The sequence below is a fragment of the Paenibacillus sp. FSL M8-0334 genome, from assembly GCF_038000405.1.
In the GTDB taxonomy this organism is placed as follows: Bacteria; Bacillota; Bacilli; order Paenibacillales; family Paenibacillaceae; genus Paenibacillus_AQ; species Paenibacillus_AQ campinasensis.
Window position 1 is genome coordinate 774,898 of the sequence record NZ_JBBOCH010000001.1, and the last position, 23,496, is coordinate 798,393.

Below are 23,496 nucleotides of genomic sequence, written 5' to 3' on the forward strand. Positions count from 1 at the left end.
TCGTAAAGTCAGTGAATATCGGCCTTTTGAACAAAGAACAGTTGCAGCAAGCCGTTGAATTGTCAGACCGCATTTTTCTTAAACAACCGGAGCAGCCCTCCATGGGCGTATCCTTCCCTTTGATCTTTCGTCCGGGAATCAATCATTCCTACGGTGTCAGCGATGGAGACAAGCTGGTGTCGTTCATGGGCTTCGTCCCTTTTACTATGAATGTCCGTGGAGCTTCGCTCCGCGTCTATTCGATTGGCTCCGTCTGCACCGACCCGGCCTACCGGGGCCAGCGCCTTGCCGGGACGCTGCTGGACTTATGTATGAAGCATGCCGAAGCAGCGGCCGCCCCATTGATATTCATTTCAGGCGCGCGCTCCCTTTATACCCGGGCCGGGGCCCGGCATTTTGGCCGGGCAATCAAGTACCGGCTGGGCGATGCGGTGGCGGACGCGCTTGAAGCCCGCAGCGCTCAAGACATTCACGTCCGTCCCATGGTTCCCGAAGATCTGCTGGCCGTGCATGATCTTCTGACTGCGCGCGAAGCGGCCTATGCGCTCACGCCTACCGAGCTCGGCAGGCTGCTGGAAGCAAGCGCCTATGCCAATGTGCTCCGCCTGGAGCAGCAGCTTCTCGTTGCCGAGAAGAACGGGCGTGTCACTGCCTTCGCTGCTATCGGTGTTCCTGGCGAGCGCATGACAGCCTCCCGTCCGGCCACCCTCGTGGAATGGGCCGGAGAGGCGGAGGCTGCCTCCCGCCTGCTGGCTGCCTGCATGCGAGGCTTCCAGCTGCCGGAACTGGTGGCCGCCTTGGCCTGGCAGGATGACAGCCTGGGCGCGCTGCTCCAGGCCGCTGGCGCCGAAGCCGAGACCGTGCCGAACGATGGCACTGTCTATCTGGCTGACGGACGTGAGCTGCTACGCCAGCTCCGTCCGCTTCTGCCGCCCGGCGCACTGATCGCCGAAGGCCAGCATGGCCCTTACCGGTACCGCGCAGGCGGCAAGACCATCGAGCTTGACGACGAAGGGCTGCTGTCACTTCTGTTCGACCCGGCCTCTCCGTATCGGTTATCCGCCGAGCATCCTCCGGCGTTCAGTCCGATCCCTCTGCCATACTTGTCAGGGCTGAATTACATCTAAGGAAGCATGCAGCCAAGCCAAGCAGCTGTAGATGCTTCACCCCCACAACAAAGAACATCCGCACATGATTCGGCGGATGTTCTTTGTCCATGATATGATCAAGTCCAGACGCATATCGGCGTCCTGACTATCCTGTGCGCCATCTTCAGGTCCTTGTCAGGAAGGACCTTGCCCATGTTCAGAAGCGGTGTCCCTCAAGATCAGCGTCTTCTCACGTTCTCTTCTTCCATATCCGGGCTGACTGCACCGCCATCACCGCGTCCGTAGCCATGATACACGTTCGGATCAGGCACAGCCTCCTCGGAAGCTGCCGCTGCCTCACGACTCGGGTCCAGTGCAGATCCAGTGCCGGTGAAGTTTCCTGTTTCGCGATAATGATGCTCATTCAGTGCCTGATTGCTGCGGAATACGCCGTACACCTGTCCCTCATGATCCGGATTGGTATCGACGATGACAAGAATGTTGCCTTCATGCACATAGTTGTCATATTCCTTGGCCCGGTCCTCCGGAATGCCAAGACCGATCAAGCCGCCTACCAGCCCGCCAGCGCCAGCACCGACAGCTGCTCCGGTCAACGTCGCCGCAATCGGGCCAGCCGCTATAATCGGGCCGATGCCCGGAATGGCGAGTGCGCCGATGCCGGCCAGCAGACCGGTTACGCCACCAAGCACACCGCCTGTGGCTGCACCGGAAGCCAATCCTTCAGGCGCTTTCGTATCCGTCTCATCCTGAATCGCGGCCGACTCCCCACGATCCTTAGCGATAACCGAGATCTCTTCGGTACTGAAGCCTTGACGCTTCAACTCCTCTATCGCACGCGTCGCTTCCTGTTCTGTCCTAAAGGCTCCAACAATTTTGTGAGTCATATGAATTACCTCCTTAAAATCGTGATGCGCCTTACACTCCTTTCTTAAACGAGATCCCTTGTCATCAAACACTTATCTCGAAGACCGACCAGCGATATCCATCCATTCTGCACGAAGGACCTCGCTTATTAGAATGGTAATATTTAACTCATCGACCATATATGTTACGATAGATTTAGACATTACGCCCTGTTATTTGCCGTCACCTATTGACGATATTATGCAAAGGCTGGTGATTTGATGGAATGGTTCAAATCGTATGAGGACGAGCTGTCATCCGTGTTCTCCATGTGCGAAGCCAGCATCACAGAGTTTCCTTCCCCCTTGAACGAACTCGGCCTCCATTACCTGAAGAAATTCGACGTATTCGAGAAAGACAGCGCCAAAAACTACATCTGCTACCTGCTCCCCTTCTGGATGAGGGAGTCAACCAGACTTGCCCCGGAAATCTACCGTGACATATCGACAGCCAATATTTTCGGCATGCTCTACTATTTCATTCAGGATGATCTCATGGACACGCCCACAGATTCGACAAACCGCCCCACCCCACAGGATTTAAAAAGCTATCTTGCCCTTGCCAACTTACTCTATTATGAATTCATCTCGATCTATCAGCAGTACTTCCCTACGGATTCTACCTTCTGGCAGTACTTCCGCCAGTACACGCATGAGTGGGCCGAAGGCGTCCTACACGAGAGCCGCCATGACTACTTCACGGCCAACCCTGCCTTGGTTGCCAAAAAAGCGTCGCCCGTCAAGCTCGGCAGCACGGCCCTGCTTCTATTGTCAGAGCTTCCAGCCCAGATTGAACCCGCCAATGAACAGATGGCCCTCGTGCTGTTGACCCTGCAGATGATGGATGACTGGACGGACTGGAAGCAAGATCTCGAGGATGGGAGCTACAACTGCCTGCTCTCGCTGATCAAATCGGAGAAACAGCTCCCGCGCGACTATTCGCTGTCCGTGTCTGAAGTGGAGCAAGCGATTTATGTAGAGCAGATTGTGACAAAATATGCCGAGATCGCATCAGCGACTCACCGCCAGCTGAAAGCAGCGGGGATCCACACGCCGGATGTGCTCGCCTTCCATCAAACGCTGGTAACGGAGCTCGTGAACGATGCAAATGATATCGAAAATGCGAAAACATCGCTGGTCTATGGCGGATTAAACTATCATTTGTCTATTTTAAGAAAAAAATAATAGATTTCGTCTGAATTCCATGCTATTCTTTAAGAGTAAAAAATAACCATTTTTTTGAAAGGGTGATTCTAATGTCAACAGAAGCCATCTTTCAAACACAATTGATCCAGAAAGCATGGGAAGATCCGAGCTTTAAGGCTAAACTGCTCAGCGATCCGAAAGCCGCAATCAAGGAGGCCCTTGGCGTGCTCATTCCCGACCACATCCAGGTAAGAACGGTTGAAGAGAAGAGTGATGAGCTGTTCCTCATCATCCCTCCGAACCCTGCGGGCGTCATCAAGTCCGAGGCGAAAGAGAGAGCCATCTGGTAATTGCATAACAGCAGCATGGGCTGTCACATAGAATGAAGAAGGAGCGGGGATGCGCCACACACTCCTTGCAGCGAATACCGGTATCAATCCGAAGCTGCAGGGAGCATGACCAGGGCGGCTGTCCCCACTCCTTTTTTGCTGGAAAAGTGTATGCTCCCGCCCATCGCCTCAATGATGCGAAACGTCACCATGAGCCCGAGCCCCGTTCCTTTCGTTTTGTTGGAGAAATACGGCTCCCCCAGCCGGGCCAGCACTTCCTCCTCCATCCCCTCCCCGTTGTCCTGAACGTGGATATACACCTTGTTCTCATCGCGGTATGAGCAAATATGCACCCGCCCTTCCTTGTCCAGCGCTTCAATGCTGTTCTTGATAATGTTGATAAAAGCTTGCTTGAATTTCGATGAATTGCCGCGTATGACGAGGTCCTCCGGAACATCTACTGAAATCCGGCCGCCGCGCAAGTTCGCCAGCGGTGCCAGAATGCCTTCAATGAGCTTGAATTCCTCCGCGATCTGCAGCAGGGAATCCTTGCCGAGCTCCGGCTTCGCGAAGGTAAGAAAATCCGTAATGATCCCGGCCGCCCGGTCCAGCTCGGTTAATGCGAGATCCAGATACTCCTGCTCGCCAGTCCGCGACCTGCCGGACAGAAGCTGAAGGAACCCGCGGGTGACCTGGAGTGGATTGCGTACTTCATGAGCTACAGACGCTGCCAGCTCGCTGATCATCTCCACCTTCTCCGAACGCTGCAGCTGATTGTTGAACATCTCCAGCTCTTTGGAATATTTCAAAATCTGCTCATGGTTCTGGGCGAACTGCCGACCCAGCATGACGATCAGCGCAATGATAAAGCTGACGACGCCCCACTTCCACAGCACAAAGCTGTAAGCGCCCCGGCTCATAAAAAACTGCAGCAGCTCCGCCAATCCCAGCAGGGCAAAAAAAGCGAACCCGATATTAAAAATGAGCGCATCCTTGTTGCCCTTAAAGGCATACATCGTCGAGCTGCCGACCAAGATCACGAATTGGATGATCATCAAGTATCCCAACACCTGCACGGAAAAGAAATAATACATATCAAAAAAGCGATTGTCCGCCACACTGTTGATGACAAGAAGCAACACGCAAAAAAGGGAGTACACGATTTGGAATTTGCGCAGCTTGGTTAGAATCTGATTCCGTCCAGGCCCGAATACCGTTTCGAAAAAATGACTAAAAGAAGGAAGCAGTACAAACAGCGAGATGTCATACAAGTGAGTGTATAGGTGTCCGTATTCATCAAAGATGGTGTATAAAAACGGGGAATAGGTAATAACGACAATGCCGACCGATAATATGATCAGCGACAGGGAGAACACGCCGGATAAATACTTTTTGTTCAGAAACAGGATGCAAATCAGCATCACGAGAGCTATAAATATAAAGGCGCTCCCAAGCACGATATCGGCCAGATTCGCTTTCACGAACTTTTGCAACAGACGGTAGAATTCACCGGTCATGATCTTGCCTTCCAGCATGACATGATCTCTGTTCGTATCCAGCCATATGTAAAGGTTATTGTCCGACATACTCTTCGGTAAGGGGAGTAAAATATGGTTAAGCTCATAATTATATGAACGGCTCGATTCGTAGATCTTCTCATGTCCCGCGTAAACAGCTACCCGCTGGCCAAACGTTTCCCGAATCAGAATCCCTTGAGATAAGGAATCGAAAGCAGGCAGCTGCAGCCGAATCCATGCCGAGTGCGAGGCGGATGGCTTCATGTGGTCCGGTGCTTCCCTTCTGTCTGTCCAACCAGGCTCACTGGCATCAGGAATACCGAGCGGCATCTGTCCGCCTTCATCAGACCACAGAATACTCCACTCTGTAATCGGTGTGAAATCCGCTGACTCCGCCCGGACAGATGCGAAACTGCCGCATAAAGTCGTCATGATGAGTATGGCAATCATGAGAATTAACGTGTTCGATCGAGACTTCATTAACACACCTCAAACATTATAATCATTCGTCCTCTAAACAACTAATTCGCTACCCTTCACAGCGACACCTTCTAAATTTCGGTATTTTAAAAAATATTTTCTAAACGTAAAAAGAGATGCCCTCCGGCATCTCTTTCCAACATCTTGTGTTATGCTCCTGTCAATTCGGTATTCGGCGGGACAGCCGGGAAGCGGATGATCGCTTCGGTCCCGCTTCCCTTGCGGCTTGAAAACTTAATCGTCCCTTTCATGCCTTCTATAATCCGGAAGGTAACCATCAGTCCGAGGCCGGTGCCCTTCAGCTTGTTTGTAAAGTAAGGCTCGCCGAGCCGTGACAGCTCGGCCGTACTCATGCCAATACCGTTGTCTTTGATATGGATGGCGACCTCGCTTCCCTCGGCATAAGCCCAGATCCGGACGACACCCTCTTCATCGAGCGCCTCGATGCTGTTCTTTACGATATTGATCATCGCTTGTTTCAGCTTAGAGGAGCTGCCGCTGATGTACAGTTCTTTCGGTTCGTCCAGATGAATGCTTCCCCCGGCCAGATTCGCCAGAGGCTGCAATATGCTGGTCACATGCTTCAACTCTTCATACACATCCAGCGTATTGACCTGCTCGGTCTCCGGCTTGGCAAACGACAGGAAATCCGAAATGATGCCGGTTGCCCGATCCAGCTCGTTGAGCGCCATTTTCAAATATTCGGCATCGCTCTGCTTCGATTTCTGGGCCAGAAGCTGCATGAAGCCCCGCGTAACCTGAAGCGGATTGCGGACCTCATGGGCGACGGAAGCCGCCAGCTCGCTGATGATCTCCATTTTCTCGGAGCGCTGCAGTTCATTGTTAAACAGCTCCAGCTTCTTGGAATACAGCAGCACCTGCTCGTGGCTGCGGATGATTTTGCGGCCAAGAATGACGATGAGGGAAGCGATCAGGCCGATGATCCCCCATTTCCACCAATAAAATTCGTAAGGCTCGTTCGAAATATAGAACCAGAGAAGGTCCCCAAGGGACAGAATTGCCAGCAAGCCGAATCCAAACGTGAATATATAGGCGTCCTTGTTTCGTTTGGATATGTTCAGCACCGTAATGCCGATCAGCACGAGAAACTGGATGATGAGCAGCACGCCCAGCACTTTGACGCTAACCCAATAATAAATATCATACAGCGCATAGCCGCTGCATAAGTTGGCCGCCAGCAGCAGCAAGCACAAGCCGGAATACACCAGCTGAAACCTTCTCAGATATCGGATCATTTTGTATGGACCAGGTCCGTAAATCTTCTCGAAATAAAAGTATACCGCCGGCATTACCGAGAATAGCGCCAGATCAAACAGCGTGGTCCAGACCGCCCCATAGCCCTCGTAAAATGTATACAGAAAAGGCGAGTACGTCAGCATCAGCGCCCCGGAGGATAAAATGACGAGACTAAGCGCCAGCCACGTAGAAATCGTATGCCGCGGCAGGAAGAAGGAGCAGAACAGCATGACAATCGCAATAAATAAAAAAGAGCTGCCGAGAATAAAATCCTGCATGTCCTTCCTTATGAAATTGCCTCGAAGTTCCTCATAGTCACCGACCAGCACGGCGCTTGTAATGCCCTGCGTTTCATCTCTGCCTGAAGTCCAGACGTACAGGTTCTTCCCAGCGCTGTCCGCTTGAATCGGAAGCAGGATGGAATGCTTGGTATAGCCATAATTCCGCCTTGATTCGTACAGCGGCTCATGCTCAAGATAAACCACGACTTCCTGCCCTTCCACTCTGTCCAGCATCAGCGCCGGCTGCTTCCATGACAAATCGGGCACAGTGAAGCGGCTCCAAGCCGAATGTACCCCCTCCGGTTTCGGAGGCTTCGCATCGCCTGGGGCTGCGTGAACCCAATCCGTCCTGTTCTGTAAGCCGTCAAGGGCAGGCTGGTCATCCGGCCAATCCCATATAAACTGCCAATCCGTTATAGCCGTGTGCGTATGAAGGGGCTCCGCTGCTGCGGGATACACCTTGAAATCAAGCACTAACATCAGTGCCATCAGAAGCAGGACTATGTATTTAGGCACATCCTTCATCTCTCCAGCACCTCTAACCGTGTATAGTCATTATGTGTATGTCAATAAGCTGATGAGCGGGCTATATTCGACAAACTTCGGGCCTTTCACATCCAATATACCATGAACGGGGCTACTGTTAGTAAAATTTTTTGAAACGCCTTTCAAAAATCAAGTCTAGGTCCTTTCTATCATCTAAGCCCTCGCTCTTGCCCTAGCCGTATCAGCCTAAACTGGCCGCCAGACCCGGACTGTACATAATTCGGAATTTGTTGAACACAATAAAGCAGTAAAGCAGAGAGTAAGCAGGAAGACTTGAGGTTGCCGCCTCAAATTCCGATTCAATCAACAGTCAGAGGGTAAAGTCCAAGTATAGATCGGCATACATGCCTGTGACAAGGAGATGAGAACGATGCGAGATGAGACGAATTTTAATAGACCGGCGGATATCAGCTCGCTGGAGCTCGAAGCCAGAGATAGAGTGGGCCAGACAAGCAGCAACACGAAAGTGGAGCCGCATTCGGCGGAGCGGCTGGGCACGGATGAAGAGACACCATCCCGGCTTGGCGACAGCGTCCTTGAAGAATATCCCCGGCAGGATGTCGACCGCGTTCACGCTGACGCAGCCTTGAGCGGAAGCGGAACCGCCTTCCTCAATCCGGCGCAGCCGTCCGCTTCTGCCGAAGCCGAGGCGGAAGGCGACGCTCCGCTTGAGGATGTGCCCGATGCAGATGAAATCCAGGCGAACAGCCCGGTTGACCCGGCAGCCCCGCCTGTCGATCATATGCATGGCACCGATCTGCTGAACGGCAGCAACGGGGACAATGTGGCGTACGAGGAACACGAGGAGTCATAACGCAATAAGACCTGCCTTTTACCCTCAGGGAAAAAGACAGGTCTTGCTGCTATATATGCGATTTATATGCATGTTTGCATGCACTTCCTAGCAAAACTTATGCGCTTTTATTTGCCGAACAAAATATCCATCCAGCCAAGAAAGGACATCCATAATACAAGGCCAATTACCGTGCCCCATATGATTCCTGTCACGATACTCCCCTGCTTTTCCATCCGGGTCTCCCCCCTTGTCTTCATGAACTCTATGAATTTCAGTATGGACAAGCCTCGGGGAAATATACCTGATAGCAGCGCTGTCTGTTCCTAGTTTATAAGAGAGTGACGAGAAGCATAATCATCAAATCATCAATCATCATCCACTTGTAGAGGAGGAAGCCATCATGAACACACACAATGACGATCCCAAGGACAGAAACAAGAACAACACCAAGTCCCATCCCAAGGAAACCAAGCCGCTTGTAACCGAGCGGGATATCGATGCCGAATTCGGCCTATTCGCAGAGGAAGCTGATCCATCGTATGTGCCCCTTCCGGAAAGCGTGAAGCAGGAGAAGCCCGACGGCAGCCCGCGGGGCCGCCACCGCCGCTCCTCCACCTGAATCATCTGCCCTGTCTCCCCATGCACAGCAAGCGGCTAGGGTGCGTATTCACCCCTGGTGCCCCTTCCGTCATATAATAGTGCATACGATCTGGAAGGATGATGCTGATATGACACGCTTGCTGTCTGGACGGATATGGAGCAGCTGCACGCTCCAGCAGCGTCTTGCAAGATTTGCGGGCCATCTAGTGGAGATCAACACGCCCAATACGGGCATGGAACCCGGCCGCCTGCAGCGAATATTCAAAAAGAATTTCATTCTCGTCCGCGGGCAGCTCTTCGTCCCGTCCAGCCTGAATTCGATTCGGGTATTCGACGTGAAAGCTCCCCGCTATACGATTCCGGTCGGGATACGAACCACCTTCCGTACCGGCAAAGCCTTCAACCGGATCCGGCTCGTTCACATTGGCGCGGACTATATTGAGCTGCTTGCCAAAGACAAGAACCGTTCCCGGATCCTGCTGCCGCTGAACAAGGTGGAGGGAATCTATCGCGTCAAATAACGCACTCTGTCAGAGCGGCGCCTCCCTATTTTTCTGTCCTGGTCACCTGTGATAATATAGAACTGCACATCATGCAGCATAAACATGGTGGAGGAATGACAGGAGGAATCAGGATGCTGAAACAACACAAGCGCTGGATGCCCGCTCTGATGATCATCTGTGCCATGTTGCTGGTTCTGGCCGGATGCGGCCAAAACCAAGGTCAGGCAGGGTCCGGTGAGCATGCCGGGGGCAACGATGCTGCTCCAACGGAAGAACAGACCCCACAGGAAGAAACGTCTCAGGAGGCGAATGTCCCTGATCCGAATGCAAGTCATCCGATCGTTACGATCGAGATGGAGAACGGGGATATCATTACAGCCGAGCTTTACCCTGAAGTAGCTCCAAATACGGTCAACAATTTTATATCCTTGATTAATCAAGGCTTTTATGACGGGACAGGCTTTCATCGGGTGATGCCGGGTTTCATGATTCAGGGCGGAGACCCTGACGGCAAAGGAACCGGCGGACCGGGTTATGGTATTAAAGGCGAGTTCCGCAACAACAACTTCCCGAATGATCTGAAGCATGAGACCGGCATATTGTCCATGGCCAGAGCGATTGACCCGGATTCGGCCGGCTCCCAGTTCTTCATTATGGTGGCTGACGCGCCGCATCTGGATGGAGATTACGCCGCATTCGGCAAAGTGATTGAAGGCATGGAGGCCGTTCAGGAAATCGTGATGCTGGAGCGTGACGAGATGGACAAGCCGTTGAACATGCCGCTCATGAAAAAGGTGACCGTCGATACGCTGGGTGAAGAGTACCCGGAACCTGAGAAAGTTGAATAGATAAAGGCTAAGCAATAGAGCAGCCATTAGGGAATTTCGGACAACGTGGGGCGGCCGACCGCCGCATGCAGCTACCGCGCGCTGGGTTCCCCGTCTTCACGAACCCGGCTTCTGTATGGTACAATTTTTGTCCCGGTTTCAACATGGTGCATGAACAGGTTCCTGACGAAGCCGGATACTTATATGCGAATAGCGGGAGCCTCAATGGGTAGGAGCCCCGCATCATTTAAAAGGAGTGAGAGATTTGAGTCTACAGAACAAAACAGCTCTGATTACAGGAGCAGGAAAAGGAATCGGACGTGCCATCGCGATTGCCCTGGCCAAGGAAGGTGTACATGTCGGGCTCGTATCCCGTACAGCCGCCGACCTTGAGGCGCTATCCGAACTGATCACCAAGGAATACGGCGTGAAAACCGCCTCGGCCGTAGCCGACGTATCCGTACAAAGCGAGGCGGAAGCCGCTTATGCCGCCATCAGCATGGAGCTGGGCAATGTGGATATTCTGATCAACAATGCCGGCATCGCCCAGTTCGGCAATCTGCTGGAGATCGAGCCGGAGGACTGGAAACGCATCGTCGACGTCAATCTCATGGGAACCTACTACATGCTTCGCGCTGCACTGCCAGGTATGATCGAGAACAACAAAGGCGATATTATCAACATTTCATCGACTGCAGGCGAGCGCGGATTTGCAACCGGATCGGCTTATAACGCATCGAAATTCGCCGTTATGGGGCTTACCGAGGCCGTGCTGCAGGAAGTGCGCAAGCACAATATCCGTGTGACCGCTTTGACGCCAAGCACCGTGAACACCGAGCTCGCTGTGAAAACCGGCCTGAAAATCGGAGATGAAGACCGGATGATGCAGCCTGAGGATCTGGCTGAGCTTGTGGTCGCTGCACTGAAGCTGCCGCAGCGGGTATTTGTGAAAACGGCCGGCATCTGGACAACGAACCCGCAGTAAGGGCTTAAACCAGCAAGCGGGTTGGGCGCTGGAGCCTCGCCAAGCATCAACATGAACCATATCGCGATATGAATCGAGGGGATCTCCTGATAACAGTCCAGCCGGACCAGGGCCCCTCTTTTTCATGAAACCAGCTCACCGCATTAGGCAGAACCTTGGGCTATGCCGCATTTCACAAGTGTGTGTACGACATTCTCATGATATAATGACAGGGCATTCTTTAATCAGAATAGGCGCGCCTTTACCAGCCATAACGAAGAAAGAAGATGACAACTGGCATGATTGCAGACATTTTACTCGAAGTAGTCCTTCCGATTTTTGTGCTGATTGGCTTTGGGGTGATTATGCAGTATGCCTTCAAGCTCGATCTGTACACGCTGGCCAAAATCAACTTTTATTACATCACGCCCGCTGCGGTTTTCATGAGCATGTACGAATCCGAAATGTCGCCGCAGCTGCTTGGAACCGTATCGCTGTTCTATTTTCTATACATACTCATTCTGTACGGCATAAGCTCGCTGATCGCTTGGCGGAAGAAATACTCCCGCGGCATGAAGGCCGCATTCACCAACAGTCTGATTCTGGACAATTCCGGGAACTACGGGCTGCCGGTCAACGCTCTCGCCTTCAAGGGAGATCCGCTCGCAGGCTCGGTTCAGGCGCTGATCATGTCCTTTCAAAGTCTGCTGACCTTCACCTATGGGGTCATATCCATTCAAGGCGCCAAGTCCAACGGATTATACAAGCAGGCCTTTATCGGATTTCTGAAAATGCCGGTCCCTTATGCGCTCGTGCTCGGGCTGCTGCTTCATGCGCTCGCATTGCCACTGCCGGTCTTTATATCCCAGCCGCTTGTATATGCCCACCAGTCCATGGTCGCCATCGCGCTGCTCACCCTCGGTGCGCAGATCATCAAATATCCGCTGCGGCTCAACCGGCTTGATGTATATTTAAGCGTGCTGCTGCGTCTGCTCGTCGCGCCGGCCGTCGGCATCACCATCGTGCTGTTGCTTGATATGAAAGGGATAGCCGCACAAGCGCTCATTATCGCTTCCGGCATGCCTGTCGGTGTCAACTCATCCATTCTGGCCGAAGAATACCAGAATGAGCCCGACTTTGCTGCACAAACCGTACTCATATCGACCATACTAAATATCATTACGATCACAGCCTTAATTTCGCTTGCCCAATATATCGCCTAACTTCATCGACATAAATGCTGACAAGGAGGATTTTCAATTATGAATTTTGATTTAGCCATTGACCGTAACCGCACCTCATGTGAAAAGTGGGATAATCGACAAGCCGTATTCGGCAACCCGGATGCGCTCCCGATGTGGGTAGCCGATATGGATTTTGCAGCGCCCCCTGCGGTAATTAAGGCACTTCACGAACGGGTCGAGCACGGCGTATTTGGGTATACCTTCCCGCCGGTGTCGTATAAGGAGTCCATCGTGGACTGGATGCAGACTCGGCACAACTGGTCCATCCAGCCGGAGTGGATTCAAAACTGTCCGGGTGTCGTTCCGGCGCTCAGCCTATTGGTTGAGGCCTTCACCTCGCCGGGGGATCAGGTGATGATTCAGACACCGGTATATCCTCCTTTTTATCAAGTCGTCAAGGAGCATGGCCGTGAGCTGATCACGAATCCGCTGATCCAGAACGAAGACGGAAGCTACGTGATGGACTTCGACCATCTGGAGCAGAGCTTGTCCGGCGGCCAAGTGAAAATGCTCATTCTGTGCAGCCCGCATAACCCGGTTGGCCGGGTATGGACCCGGGAAGAGCTAAGCCGTCTTGCGGAGCTATGCATCCGGTACGATGTGCTCGTCGTCTCTGACGAGATCCATTCCGACCTGGTGTTCGAGCCAAGTAAACATGTTCCGTATGCCGCCCTGTCCGAAGAGGCTGCTCTCAACTCGATCATCTGTACGGCGCCAAGCAAAACGTTCAACATCGCCGGTCTGAACACAGCCAATATGATCATCCCGAATGAGCAACACCGCTCCAAATTCCGCAAAGCACTTAAGCGGTATGCGCTCGGCTCGATTACACCTCTGGGCGCTGCCGCCACGGAGGCCGCATACCGTGAAGGCGGCGAATGGCTGGACACCCTGCTCGACTATATCCGGGGCAATATGGAGCTCGTGCACCGCTATGCCAGCGAGCATCTTCCGGAGGTCAAGCTGTCCCTGCCGGAATCCACTTATCTGTTGTGGCTGGATTTCCGTAAGCTGGGAATGGATAGCGATGAACTGAATCGCTTTCTCGTTCACGAGGCCAAGCTTGGTCTGAACAAAGGTTCAACCTTTGGCGATGAAGGAGAAGGCTTCATGCGAATGAATGTGGCCTGCGCCCGGGCGACCGTGCAGGAAGCTCTCTCCCGCCTGCATAACGCGCTAGAAGCATGGCGGGCACGGAAATAATATAGCCAAGCTATGAAATGAAGCAACACCCCGAGCATTCCGGTTCCGGCCGGATTGCTCGGGGTGTTGCTCGTTGGCTTCGATTACAGCGACTTCTGCACGGCTTGCGTTCACGAAATAGAGGATCATGATCGTCGATGCCCTCGGCGACATCCGCATCCCGGTGCAGGCGGCTTCCCTATATCCGCCTCCCAGCCGTAAGCCGCTTCCTATATAACGGTTTAACATTCAGCAAACTCAGGAGTACAATCCGGTATCATCCTCTGTCCCTACTGTATACGCATCGGTCTCTACCGCTTCTCCGGCACTCGGCGCCAGCTGGCTCCGGCCCATCTGATACCCCGCATCCAGCAAAGACCCATCCAATTGATGAATTTGCTGGCTAAGCTGATCCAGCTGGTAGAATGCCTGCCTGTGGCGATAGCCTTCCGGGCTGCGGCTCTGCTGGCTGGCCTCGTCCAGCTGTTCGAATGCATCCTTCTCCTCCCCCAGCGCTTCCCGGTAACGCTCAGCGGATGTGGTTCGGAGCTGCTCAATTCGGCTCATCATCTCATGCAGCACCATTCTGCAATGCACCAGCTCTGTTCGAACCTGCTCGGAGCGATCCGGACTTGCCGCGGACTGTGCGCTCTGAATATCGCTTCCCATCTGCCCCAGCTCCTGAATGATCGAAGCAAGCGAATCGGAACTGCCTCCCTGCTCTACCTGCGCCAGCTGGGCAGATACCCGATTCAGCCGATCGGTCAATGCTTGTACGGACTGATCACTGTTCATGCGAATCCCCTTTCTTCAAGTATGCAGCTAGCTATAGCATGTGGATGACGATGGAATTGTATGCGCTGAAACTGCCGCAAACCATCCCTGGGATGTAAGAAACGACAAAAACCCCCACGCCCGATAAGTTCGGACACAGGGGCTACTCCGGGATAAGTCGGGGAAGCAGCAACAGGGAACAGCCAACACTTTGAAACTGGGGGAAGAGAAGAGGCAGGGCGATAAGCCCGACAAATGGCCGCTGTTTATTGGGGTGTGCGCAGCTTCAACTCCTTTGATCCTGGATAGTCCAGCTTATGCTGCCACTCTATGAAAAGTTCGGATTTCTATCACGTCTGGAAAAATTAGGACTGCTATAATCATAGACTCTACCTGGCTGTTAGCTGGTCATGACAACAAACGAACTGGTATAATCGAATAAATGTCGAATCACGAATAGATCACGAAAGCAGGTAGATTCCGAGAAAAGATGGTTAAACGCAGAAAAACAACAATTCTTCTCATCGCCGTAGCGCTTCTGGCCTTCTATTACATGCAAATTCAAACCTCCATCCCGGGCGTCCTGCCCGAGCTGGAATGGAATAAAGAAGAGGCTCCGCCCATCACGGATCTTCATCCCTATGTGCTTGAACAGAAGAACAAGCTCGTAAGCCGTGCCAAAGAGCAGAAAATTTCGATCATTATTACCGACGGATTCCGCAGCCACGAGGAACAGACACGCCTATACAATCAAGGCCGCACGACTGACGGAAGCATTGTCACCAATGCAAGAGCAGGCGAGTCCTACCACAATTACGGATTGGCCATCGATTTTGCCCTGCAGCTGGAGGACGGCACCGTCATTTGGGATATGGAGTATGACGGCAATCGGAACGGGAAATCCGACTGGATGGAAGTTGTCGCCATCGCCAAGGACCTCGGTTTTCATTGGGGAGGCGATTGGACAGGCTTCCCCGACTATCCGCATCTGCAGATCGATTTCGGGTTGACGATTCGCGAGCTTCAGCGCGGGGAGCGACCGCCGCTGGATCCGGAAACCCGTGAGTAAGGAGTGGGAAACGGTGCAGTAAAGGGACGCACCGATGCAGCAAGTCCTTCAACTGCCCTGTCTATAACCTTGAGAAAAGTCGCATGCGATAAACCGCATGCGACTTTTTTAATGGGATTCGGCCTCCCGCGGATTGTTTCTCCTTCGACTTGACATTACACACATCCGGTTATATAGTCATATATATAAGTATATAACTATTGTTGAACTAAGGATCAGGGGGTGATTCGAATTAACGGTTCCGTGCATCCGGACAACAAGCCTCTGTTTATCCAGATCAAGGAGAAGATTGAGGATCAGATCGTGAACGACCAATTGCTTGAAGGGGAGCAGGTGCCTTCCACGACGCAGCTGTCGAATTTTTACAAAATCAATCACATTACGGTCCTGAAGGGAATCAACATGCTTGTGGATTCCGGGCTCATTTATAAGAAAAGGGGTGTAGGCATGTTTGTTGCAGAAGGAGCCAAGGAGATGCTCCTCCGTACCCGAAGAGGCGCATTCGCGGATGATTACGTGGCACCCATGGTGCGTGAGGCGGATAAGCTCGGCCTATCCACCGAAGATCTGTTTGAGATCATAACGCAAGTTAAGGAGCGTGAAACGCATGAATCTTGATATACAATTCGATCAAGTCTCCGTCAACTACGGCGACGTCGAAGCTGTCCGGGACGTATCCTTCCAGCTTGACGGCGGGAAAATTTACGGCCTTCTCGGACGAAACGGCGCGGGAAAAACATCGCTGTTGTCCGTCCTGGCTTCCTTTCGCGAGCCATCCTCGGGGAAGGTTACGGTCGGCGGAGAGCCCCCCTTCGAAAACGCAAAAATCATGCGGGAAATCTCCTTCATGTATGATGTCGATTACAAGGACGAGTCGGATAAAGTGAAAGAGGGGATCGAGGCGGTTGCCCGATACCGGCCCCGCTTCGACAAGGAGTTTGCTTACGAGCTTGCCCGCAAGTTCAATCTTCCGATCGATAAGCCGGTCAAGGAGCTTTCCAAGGGCATGCAGTCGGCGTTTAATGTAACGATCGGGCTCGCGAGCCGCTCGCCGGTCACGATTATGGACGAAGTATACTTGGGGATGGATGCGCCGGCCAGGGAAACATTCTACCGGGAGCTGCTTGAAGAACAGGAGCGGCATCCCCGCACATTCATTCTATCGACCCACCTCGTGTCGGAAATGGACTATCTGTTCGAGGAAGTCATCATCATCCATCAAGGCCGGTTCATCTTAAAAGACGACTACGAATCCTTGACGTCCCGCGGCGTTTCCGTTACGGGACCAGCGCCGAAGGTGGACGAATTCATTCAAGGCATGAAGGTGCTGAACGTCCAGCAGCTCGGCCATACCAAATCCGTCATGGTATACGGGGAATTGAGCGAATCCTCCCGGTCGGCTGCTCACCGTGCCGGTCTGGAGCTCGGGCCGATCTCACTGCAGGACCTGTTCATCCATTTAACCGGGGAGGGATACACCGCATGAAACAGTCCTCGTCCTCATCATCGAAAATTGCAGCCGAGATGTTCTATCATCAGGGCTCCTGGGCTTTGGCGTACCTGGTCATCGTCTTCCTCATCCACCTCGTGATCGGGATTACGAACAGCAGCGCTGGGCAAGAGGGTTTCTTCTCCATCACGTACAGTTCAACCAAGGGCTTCATGCTGGTCATCGGTATTATTTCCGCCTTTGGCTTCCTAAGCTATTACGTGCGGAACGGCTTCACCCGCAAAGACTTCTTTACCGGCGCTGCCCTGGCCGCCCTGTTGCTGTCCCTTGCTTTTCCTGTCGTCGTCGGTCCCATCAGCATGCTGCTCAGAGCATTGAACGGGATGGGGGAGGATTCCACCGTCCTGCAGCAGTTCGGTGGCAGCTGGCTTATAGCGTTAGCCTCATACGGGATCCAGATTTTTGTCTTTTATTTGGTGGGCTGGATGATCGGCTCTGCCTTTTACAAATATAACTGGATTTACGGTCTGGGCTTCATTGCCATCGGCATCGTCCTGATCGGCATCCTGGATGTCTTGTGGCAGTTCGAGCTGGCCTCCCTATGGGAAAACTTCCTCCCTCCGGTATCGCTTGACGTATCGCTTCCCGTTTCGTTTGCCGGATCGGCGGGCTTCATCATCCTAGGACTCACGCTGATTCGCCTGTTAACCCGCCGCGTGACCATCAAGCTGTAAACCGAAATCGATGTTTTCGTGCCCAAAAAATAAACGGCCGGCTCCGCAGATTACAAATCATCTGCAGAAACCGGTCGTTCTTGTCTATCTTGAAGGAACAGGACTACGAAACGCTGTTCTTCTTCTTGTTATAAATATCGAAGGCGACGGCTGCGAGCAGAACCAGGCCTTTAATGCCTTGCTGCCAGTCGATGCCAAGGCCGATGAGCGACATCCCGTTGTTCAGAACCCCCATCACAAGACCCCCGATAATCGCACCGAACACTGTCCCGATTCCGCCGGTAGCCGAGGCTCCGCCGATGAAGCTGGCCGCGATGGCATCCAGCTCGAAGTTCGTTCCCGCCCTAGGCGTGGCCGCATTCAAGCGAGCCGCAAAGATCAAGCCGGAAATGGCCGCCATCACGCCCATATTAACAAACACCCAGAACGTTACCTTTTTGGTTTTGACACCGGACAGCGCCGCTGCTTTCTCATTGCCGCCAAGTGCGTAAATATGACGCCCCATCACCGTGCGGTTCATGACAAAAGAGTAGATAAGGATCAGCACGAGCAGCAGTATAAGGATGTTCGGCAGCCCGGCATAGCTGGCCAGCATATACGTAAATGCGTTAATGACCGCCGCCATGACCACGAGCTTCAGCACAAACAGGCTGTTTGAAATGACCTCGAATTGATATTTTTGCTGCGCTCTGCGGTCCCGCAATTCGTTAATAATATAGATCAGCGTGAATATGATACCGGCCAGAATCGCGATCAGATTGACACCAAAATCCCCGAAATCCGGTATAAATCCGGAACTGATCTTCTGGAAGCCGGCCGGAAATGGCGAGATCGACTGTCCCTCCAGCACAATCATCGTCAGCCCCCGGAAGAGCAGCATGCCGGCCAAGGTCACGATAAAGGCCGGAATTCGCACATAGGCAACCCAGAAGCCTTGCCAGGCGCCGATCAGCCCGCCGACAATCAGGGAGGCGATCACCGCCACCACTGGGTGAAGCTGCATATCCACCATCATAATCGCGGCTACAGCGCCAACAAATGCCGCAACCGATCCGACCGACAGGTCGATATGCCCCGTAATAATGACCAGCACCATGCCGATCGCAAGCACGAGAATGTAGCTGTTTTGCAGAATCAGGTTCGTGATGTTGATTGGCTCAAGCAGCAGCCCGCCCGTAATCAGCTGGAAAAAAATCATGATGACAACAAGCGCGATAATCATGCCGTACTGCCGTATATTATTTTTGAACAATTTCATCAGTGTTTCCATGCCCGTTCCCTCCCGTCTTGGTCATATATCTCATCAGTGTCTCTTGAGTCGCATTCTCCCGGTTGACTTCCCCGGTAATCCGGCCTGCGCTCATCACATATATCCGGTCGCAAATGCCCAGAATTTCCGGCAGCTCGGACGAGATGACCAGGATGCCTTTGCCTTCATCCGCAAGCTGATTAATGATCGTATAGATTTCGTATTTAGCTCCGACGTCGATGCCCCGTGTCGGCTCATCCAGAATGAGGATGTCCGGCTCGGAATAAATCCATTTGCTCAGCACAACCTTCTGCTGGTTGCCGCCGCTCAAGTTGCCGGTTTTCTGCAGAATGCTCGGCGTTTTGATCTTGAGCTTCCGTCTCATCTCCTCGGCCACCAGAACCTCCTCCCGCTCATTGATCACCGTACGATGGGTCAGCTTGCGCAGCCCAGTGAGCGAGATGTTGCGCTTGATATCGTCGATCAGGATAAGCCCGTAATCCTTCCGGTCCTCCGTCACATAAGCGAAGCCGTTCTCTATCGCCTCGGTGACGCTGTTGTTCTGAATTTCCTTGCCGTCCTTCAAGATGGTGCCGGTAATGCCACGTCCGTAAGACTTGCCAAAAATACTCATCGCCAGCTCCGTCCGCCCCGCCCCCATCAGACCGGCGATGCCTACAATTTCACCTCGCCGTACCACCATGTTGATCCGGTCCAGCACCTTGCGCTCCGCCTGCTGCTCGTGATACACCGTCCAGTCCTTGATCTCCAGCGTCACCTCGCCGATATTCGGCGTCCGCTCCGGATAGCGGTTCGTCAGATCCCGGCCGACCATCCCGCGGATGATCCGGTCCTCGCTCACTTCCCCGCTATGCATATCCAGCGTCTCAATCGTCTTGCCGTCCCGGAGGATCGTGATGGAATCCGACACCTTGGAGACCTCGTTCAGCTTATGGGAGATCAGGATACAGGAGATTCCCTGCTTCTTGAACTCCAGCATCAGCTGCAGCAGATTTTCACTGTCATCCTCGTTGAGGGCTGCGGTTGGCTCATCCAGAATGAGCAGCTTCACTTTTTTGGAGAGCGCTTTCGCAATTTCGACCAGCTGCTGCTTGCCGACACCGATGCTGCCCACCGGCGTGTTCGGATTTTCATCCAGGCCAACCTTGGCCAGCAGCTCCTTGGCACCGGTGATCGTTTCATTCCAATCCATAATGCCGCGGCGGGATCGCTCATTGCCAAGATAAATGTTCTCCGCAATCGACAGATAAGGGATGAGCGCCAGCTCCTGATGGATGATCACGATCCCGAGCTCTTCGCTCTGTTTAATATTTTTGAATTCACATACGCTGCCTTTGAACAGAATCTCCCCATCATACGATCCGTGCGGATACACACCGCTCAGCACCTTCATCAGCGTGGATTTGCCTGCCCCATTCTCACCGCACAGCGAGTGGATCTCACCTTCGCGCACCCGCAAATTGACATTCTCAAGCGCTTTGACACCGGGGAATTCCTTCGTAATATTGCGCATTTCCAGAATGTATTCCGACATACGCCTCACCTTCCCTTCCTTTCCTTCGGGCTGTACCTTCGCTCCAGCCGCTCGATCTTGTCTCGAAGCTCACTCATTTCAGTCCGATCTCTTCGCGGGTATAATAACCGGTCTCGACCAGCTCCTTCTCCACAGCCGAAGCGTCTACCGGCACCGGAGGAAGCAGATAAGCCGGAACAACCTTGACTCCGTTATCGTAAGTTTCCGTATCGTTCACCTCGGCCTCCTGCCCGTTAATGATGCTTTCAGCCATATCGACCGCCTTCTCGGCCAGCTTCCGCGTATCCTTGAAAATCGTCATCGTCTGCTCGCCCGCAACGATCGATTTCACCGAGGCCAGCTCCGCATCCTGTCCGGTAATGATCGGCAGCGGCTTGTTCGCAGATCCGTACCCGACACCCTTTAGCGAGGAAATGATGCCGATGCTGATCCCGTCGTACGGCGAGAGCACCGCGTCCAGATTGGCATTCGAATAGTTCGCGCTGATCAGGTTGTCCATCCGGGCCTGGGCCAGCGCCCCGTCCCAGCGCAAGGTGGCGATTTGGGCCATCGTGGTTTGCTTGCTGCGGACGACCAGTTGTCCGCTGTCGATATACGGCTTCAGCACGGACATCGCGCCGTCGTAGAAGAAGTAGGCGTTGTTATCATCCGGGGAGCCGCCGAACAGCTCAATGTTGAACGGGCCTTTTCCCTCCTTCAGCCCCAGCTTCTCCTCGATATAGGAAGCCTGCTGCACCCCGACCTGGAAGTTGTCGAAGGTAGCATAGTAAGACAGATGCTCCGTATTTCGAATCAGCCGGTCATACGCAATGACCCTGATGCCCTGATCATGCGCTTTCTTGATCACATCGGTCAGCGTGTTGCCATCGATGGAGGCAATAACGATCACATCGACCCCTTTGGTAATCATGTTCTCGATTTGCGATATCTGGTTCTCCACCACATCCTCCGCAAATTGCAAGTCCGTCTTGTACCCTTTCTCCTGGAACAACCGCTCCATGTTCTTCCCATCCGCTACCCAGCGTTCCGACGACTTGGTTGGCATGGCCAAGCCCACGTAGCCTTTATCCTTGTCGCCAGCGCTGCTCTCCGCCAGATTGCAAGCCGTCAGAGCCATCAGCAATACGGCGCTCCATAGCGCTAACCATCCTCTTCTCATCGGCTTTTAGGTCTCCTTTCCGTCATGCTGATTGGAGAGCGCTTACATTCAGTGGAAATGTAAACCTCCCTTTACCTCCAAGGATACACCGACGTTGCTGCAGGGTCTTTTTAGGAATCCAACCTTTTTTATAAATTTCATACCTTTGTGGTAAAAAAATCCTCATCTACAAGCAGCACGCCCCGTTCACTCCTGCTCAGGCAGAAATGATCGGGGCGTAGAGTGCTTCGCCATATCGGTGGCTATGTACTTTGTCTTTGCGCTTTATGCTTTGTACTTTGTGCTTTGTACTATGTACGATTTGTCGTACAAATCAGAGGCGACACCCAGGGAGGGCAGCCCATTTGTATGATTCATCATACAAATATCCTCACGAACACATCCAAACCTTCGATGATGTACGATCCATCGTACATAACGGCCCATTCCATCGAATAAAAGGGGAATTTGTACGGCACATCATACAATCCCCCTCTCCTTATTCATACCGCCTCGAAGCGGAGAACAATGCCGCCCGAGAATATATACAGGCGACCATGTCATAATAAACAGCCGATCTCACGATCGGCTGTCTTCAAACGCATACATCTCATCCCATAACGCTTCGGTTATTCCTCGGCATAAGCCGCTCCCTTCCGGTAACGGTTGGGCGATACGCCCATCACCTTTTTGAAGGCAGTGCTGAAATAATGCTGGCTGTCATAGCCGACCTGCTCGGCGATTTCATGAATCGTGTGATCGGTGGAAGTGAGCAGCTCGATCGCCTTCCGGATCCGGGTCTGGGTCAGGAAGCCGACAAAGGACGTGCCCAGCTCTTTTTTCAGCATGCGGCTTAAATAGACGGGCGACACCTGCAGCCCCGCTGCAAAAGCTTCCAGCGTCAAGTCATGCTGTGCGTATACCTCGTGGATAAGCTGCCTTGCTCTGCGCACGATCGGCGACAGCTGCGATTCCCGGAACACCGCCTCCCGGCAAGCATCATACGCCTCGCTGACGCCGCCCAGCTCTGACTCGACCGGCTCCAGATGCACATTGACGGTCCGTTTGATATACTTCAACACCGCCTTCTCCATGTCCACGGCCGCTTCAACCGGAAGCTCTTCCCATAAGCAGATGCCGATCAGCCCGGTCTGCTCGCGAAACAGCATATGCGGCACATCGTGGATCAGCTCAGCGATGATGTTCTCAATCGCAAACAGGTACAGCTGCCGTTCGCCCTCCTTCATCAGCGGCTGATTCGAGGCCGTTTCCGGCCAGCGGACGATGCCAATCTGCAGCGGCAGCCTCGGGGGCAGCCCCAGAAACTCCAGCTGCTCCAGCGCCTCGTTATGACTGATCAAGCCATGAATCCATTCCAGACAGAAGCGCTCGCGCAGCAGCGGAATATTCTTCTCGATCTGCTCCGACGCTTTCTGGAAATACAGATCGCGCACATGCAGCTCGTCCAGCTCCTGCTTCACACTTCGCAGCACCTGATTCAGATGCTCGGCGTTCACCGGCTTTAAAATATACTCCTTCACGCCCAGCCGGATCGCCTCCTGGGCGTAAGCAAATTCATCATGCCCGGTGACGATCACAAACCGGCATGACGGGCGCTCCTCTTTCAGCCGTTTCATCAGGGCAATGCCGTCCATAAACGGCATATTCATATCCACCAAAGCAATGTCGATATTTTCCTGCAGCGCCAGCTCCAGCGCCTCTTCCCCGTCCTCCGCTTCACAGGCAACTTCCATGCCCAGCTCTTCCCAACGCACCGCATCCCGAATCCCTTCGCGAATGATCGGTTCATCATCGGCAATCAATACCCGGTACTGCCTTCTCAT

The 23,496-nt window shown here is 53.1% G+C and carries 22 protein-coding genes; 14 read left to right on the forward strand and 8 right to left on the reverse strand.

Features of this window, described 5'->3' with window-relative positions; all coding sequences use genetic code 11:
• The first annotated feature begins 11 nt into the window (after nucleotides 1-11).
• Nucleotides 12-1,127, forward strand: coding sequence for a GNAT family N-acetyltransferase (locus MKX64_RS03495; RefSeq protein WP_330164029.1), 1,116 nt, complete (start codon nucleotides 12-14; stop codon nucleotides 1,125-1,127).
• Between the two features lie 200 nt (nucleotides 1,128-1,327).
• On the opposite strand, the gene MKX64_RS03500 is transcribed toward MKX64_RS03495, so the two are convergent.
• The gene (locus tag MKX64_RS03500; protein ID WP_095268107.1) at nucleotides 1,328-1,993 is read right to left on the reverse strand and encodes a general stress protein; all 666 of its coding nucleotides are present in this window, start codon (nucleotides 1,991-1,993) and stop codon (nucleotides 1,328-1,330) included.
• A 240-nt stretch (nucleotides 1,994-2,233) separates the two neighbouring features.
• Between MKX64_RS03500 and MKX64_RS03505 the strand changes: the two genes are divergently transcribed.
• Together MKX64_RS03505 and MKX64_RS03510 are read left to right on the forward strand one after the other, a co-directional pair.
• On the forward strand, nucleotides 2,234-3,196 hold the full coding sequence (locus MKX64_RS03505) for a class 1 isoprenoid biosynthesis enzyme (protein WP_095399037.1): 963 nt from the start codon (nucleotides 2,234-2,236) through the stop codon (nucleotides 3,194-3,196).
• 71 nt (nucleotides 3,197-3,267) lie between these two features.
• Nucleotides 3,268-3,507, forward strand: coding sequence for an NHLP leader peptide family RiPP precursor (locus MKX64_RS03510; RefSeq protein WP_095268105.1), 240 nt, complete (start codon nucleotides 3,268-3,270; stop codon nucleotides 3,505-3,507).
• An 83-nt stretch (nucleotides 3,508-3,590) separates the two neighbouring features.
• On the opposite strand, the gene MKX64_RS03515 is transcribed toward MKX64_RS03510, so the two are convergent.
• Nucleotides 3,591-5,483, reverse strand: coding sequence for a sensor histidine kinase (locus MKX64_RS03515; RefSeq protein WP_155618646.1), 1,893 nt, complete (start codon nucleotides 5,481-5,483; stop codon nucleotides 3,591-3,593).
• A gap of 149 nt (nucleotides 5,484-5,632) precedes the next feature.
• A complete protein-coding gene (locus MKX64_RS03520) occupies nucleotides 5,633-7,546 on the reverse strand; it encodes a sensor histidine kinase (RefSeq protein WP_095268103.1) in 1,914 nt (637 codons plus the stop codon).
• Between the two features lie 391 nt (nucleotides 7,547-7,937).
• Between MKX64_RS03520 and MKX64_RS03525 the strand changes: the two genes are divergently transcribed.
• The 7 genes from MKX64_RS03525 to MKX64_RS03555 all read left to right on the forward strand — a co-directional run bounded on the left by MKX64_RS03525 (nucleotide 7,938) and on the right by MKX64_RS03555 (nucleotide 13,704).
• The gene (locus tag MKX64_RS03525) at nucleotides 7,938-8,381 is read left to right on the forward strand and encodes a hypothetical protein (protein ID WP_095268102.1); all 444 of its coding nucleotides are present in this window, start codon (nucleotides 7,938-7,940) and stop codon (nucleotides 8,379-8,381) included.
• A 382-nt stretch (nucleotides 8,382-8,763) separates the two neighbouring features.
• The gene (locus tag MKX64_RS03530) at nucleotides 8,764-8,982 is read left to right on the forward strand and encodes a hypothetical protein (protein ID WP_095268101.1); all 219 of its coding nucleotides are present in this window, start codon (nucleotides 8,764-8,766) and stop codon (nucleotides 8,980-8,982) included.
• Nucleotides 8,983-9,091: 109 nt separating this feature from the next.
• A complete protein-coding gene (locus tag MKX64_RS03535) occupies nucleotides 9,092-9,484 on the forward strand; it encodes a hypothetical protein (RefSeq protein ID WP_095268100.1) in 393 nt (130 codons plus the stop codon).
• A gap of 113 nt (nucleotides 9,485-9,597) precedes the next feature.
• Entirely contained in the window at nucleotides 9,598-10,314 is a 717-nt protein-coding gene (locus tag MKX64_RS03540) for a peptidylprolyl isomerase (protein ID WP_095268099.1), read from the forward strand.
• A gap of 244 nt (nucleotides 10,315-10,558) precedes the next feature.
• On the forward strand, nucleotides 10,559-11,278 hold the full coding sequence (locus MKX64_RS03545; RefSeq protein ID WP_095399033.1) for a 3-ketoacyl-ACP reductase: 720 nt from the start codon (nucleotides 10,559-10,561) through the stop codon (nucleotides 11,276-11,278).
• 278 nt (nucleotides 11,279-11,556) lie between these two features.
• Nucleotides 11,557-12,480, forward strand: a complete 924-nt coding sequence (locus MKX64_RS03550) for an AEC family transporter (protein ID WP_095268097.1) — start codon at nucleotides 11,557-11,559, stop codon at nucleotides 12,478-12,480.
• A gap of 39 nt (nucleotides 12,481-12,519) precedes the next feature.
• The gene (locus MKX64_RS03555) at nucleotides 12,520-13,704 is read left to right on the forward strand and encodes a MalY/PatB family protein (RefSeq protein ID WP_341035336.1); all 1,185 of its coding nucleotides are present in this window, start codon (nucleotides 12,520-12,522) and stop codon (nucleotides 13,702-13,704) included.
• A 237-nt stretch (nucleotides 13,705-13,941) separates the two neighbouring features.
• On the opposite strand, the gene MKX64_RS03560 is transcribed toward MKX64_RS03555, so the two are convergent.
• Nucleotides 13,942-14,478 carry a hypothetical protein gene (locus MKX64_RS03560; protein WP_095268095.1) on the reverse strand — a complete coding sequence of 179 codons (537 nt, stop codon included), beginning with the start codon at nucleotides 14,476-14,478 and terminating at the stop codon, nucleotides 13,942-13,944.
• 469 nt (nucleotides 14,479-14,947) lie between these two features.
• On the opposite strand from MKX64_RS03560, the gene MKX64_RS03565 reads away from it, so the two are divergent.
• The 4 genes from MKX64_RS03565 (at nucleotide 14,948) to MKX64_RS03580 (ending at nucleotide 17,710) form a co-directional block, all read left to right on the forward strand.
• Entirely contained in the window at nucleotides 14,948-15,526 is a 579-nt protein-coding gene (locus tag MKX64_RS03565; RefSeq protein ID WP_095268094.1) for a M15 family metallopeptidase, read from the forward strand.
• A 231-nt stretch (nucleotides 15,527-15,757) separates the two neighbouring features.
• Nucleotides 15,758-16,144 (forward strand): GntR family transcriptional regulator, encoded by a 387-nt coding sequence (locus MKX64_RS03570; protein ID WP_341036228.1) that lies wholly within the window; start codon nucleotides 15,758-15,760, stop codon nucleotides 16,142-16,144.
• Nucleotides 16,134-17,012, forward strand: a complete 879-nt coding sequence (locus tag MKX64_RS03575; protein WP_341035338.1) for an ABC transporter ATP-binding protein — start codon at nucleotides 16,134-16,136, stop codon at nucleotides 17,010-17,012. The genes MKX64_RS03570 and MKX64_RS03575 overlap by 11 nt, the downstream gene beginning before the upstream one ends.
• On the forward strand, nucleotides 17,009-17,710 hold the full coding sequence (locus MKX64_RS03580; RefSeq protein WP_341035339.1) for a Tat pathway signal protein: 702 nt from the start codon (nucleotides 17,009-17,011) through the stop codon (nucleotides 17,708-17,710). The genes MKX64_RS03575 and MKX64_RS03580 overlap by 4 nt, the downstream gene beginning before the upstream one ends.
• Before the next feature lie 103 nt (nucleotides 17,711-17,813).
• On the opposite strand, the gene mmsB is transcribed toward MKX64_RS03580, so the two are convergent.
• The 4 genes from mmsB to MKX64_RS03600 all read right to left on the reverse strand — a co-directional run bounded on the left by mmsB (nucleotide 17,814) and on the right by MKX64_RS03600 (nucleotide 23,496).
• Nucleotides 17,814-18,980, reverse strand: coding sequence for a multiple monosaccharide ABC transporter permease (gene mmsB, locus MKX64_RS03585; RefSeq protein WP_095268110.1), 1,167 nt, complete (start codon nucleotides 18,978-18,980; stop codon nucleotides 17,814-17,816).
• The gene (gene mmsA, locus MKX64_RS03590; protein ID WP_095268091.1) at nucleotides 18,949-20,514 is read right to left on the reverse strand and encodes a multiple monosaccharide ABC transporter ATP-binding protein; all 1,566 of its coding nucleotides are present in this window, start codon (nucleotides 20,512-20,514) and stop codon (nucleotides 18,949-18,951) included. The genes mmsB and mmsA overlap by 32 nt, the downstream gene beginning before the upstream one ends.
• A 73-nt stretch (nucleotides 20,515-20,587) precedes the next feature.
• A complete protein-coding gene (gene chvE / locus MKX64_RS03595) occupies nucleotides 20,588-21,673 on the reverse strand; it encodes a multiple monosaccharide ABC transporter substrate-binding protein (protein ID WP_095268090.1) in 1,086 nt (361 codons plus the stop codon).
• 608 nt (nucleotides 21,674-22,281) lie between these two features.
• Nucleotides 22,282-23,496 (reverse strand): response regulator, encoded by a 1,215-nt coding sequence (locus MKX64_RS03600; RefSeq protein WP_095267334.1) that lies wholly within the window; start codon nucleotides 23,494-23,496, stop codon nucleotides 22,282-22,284.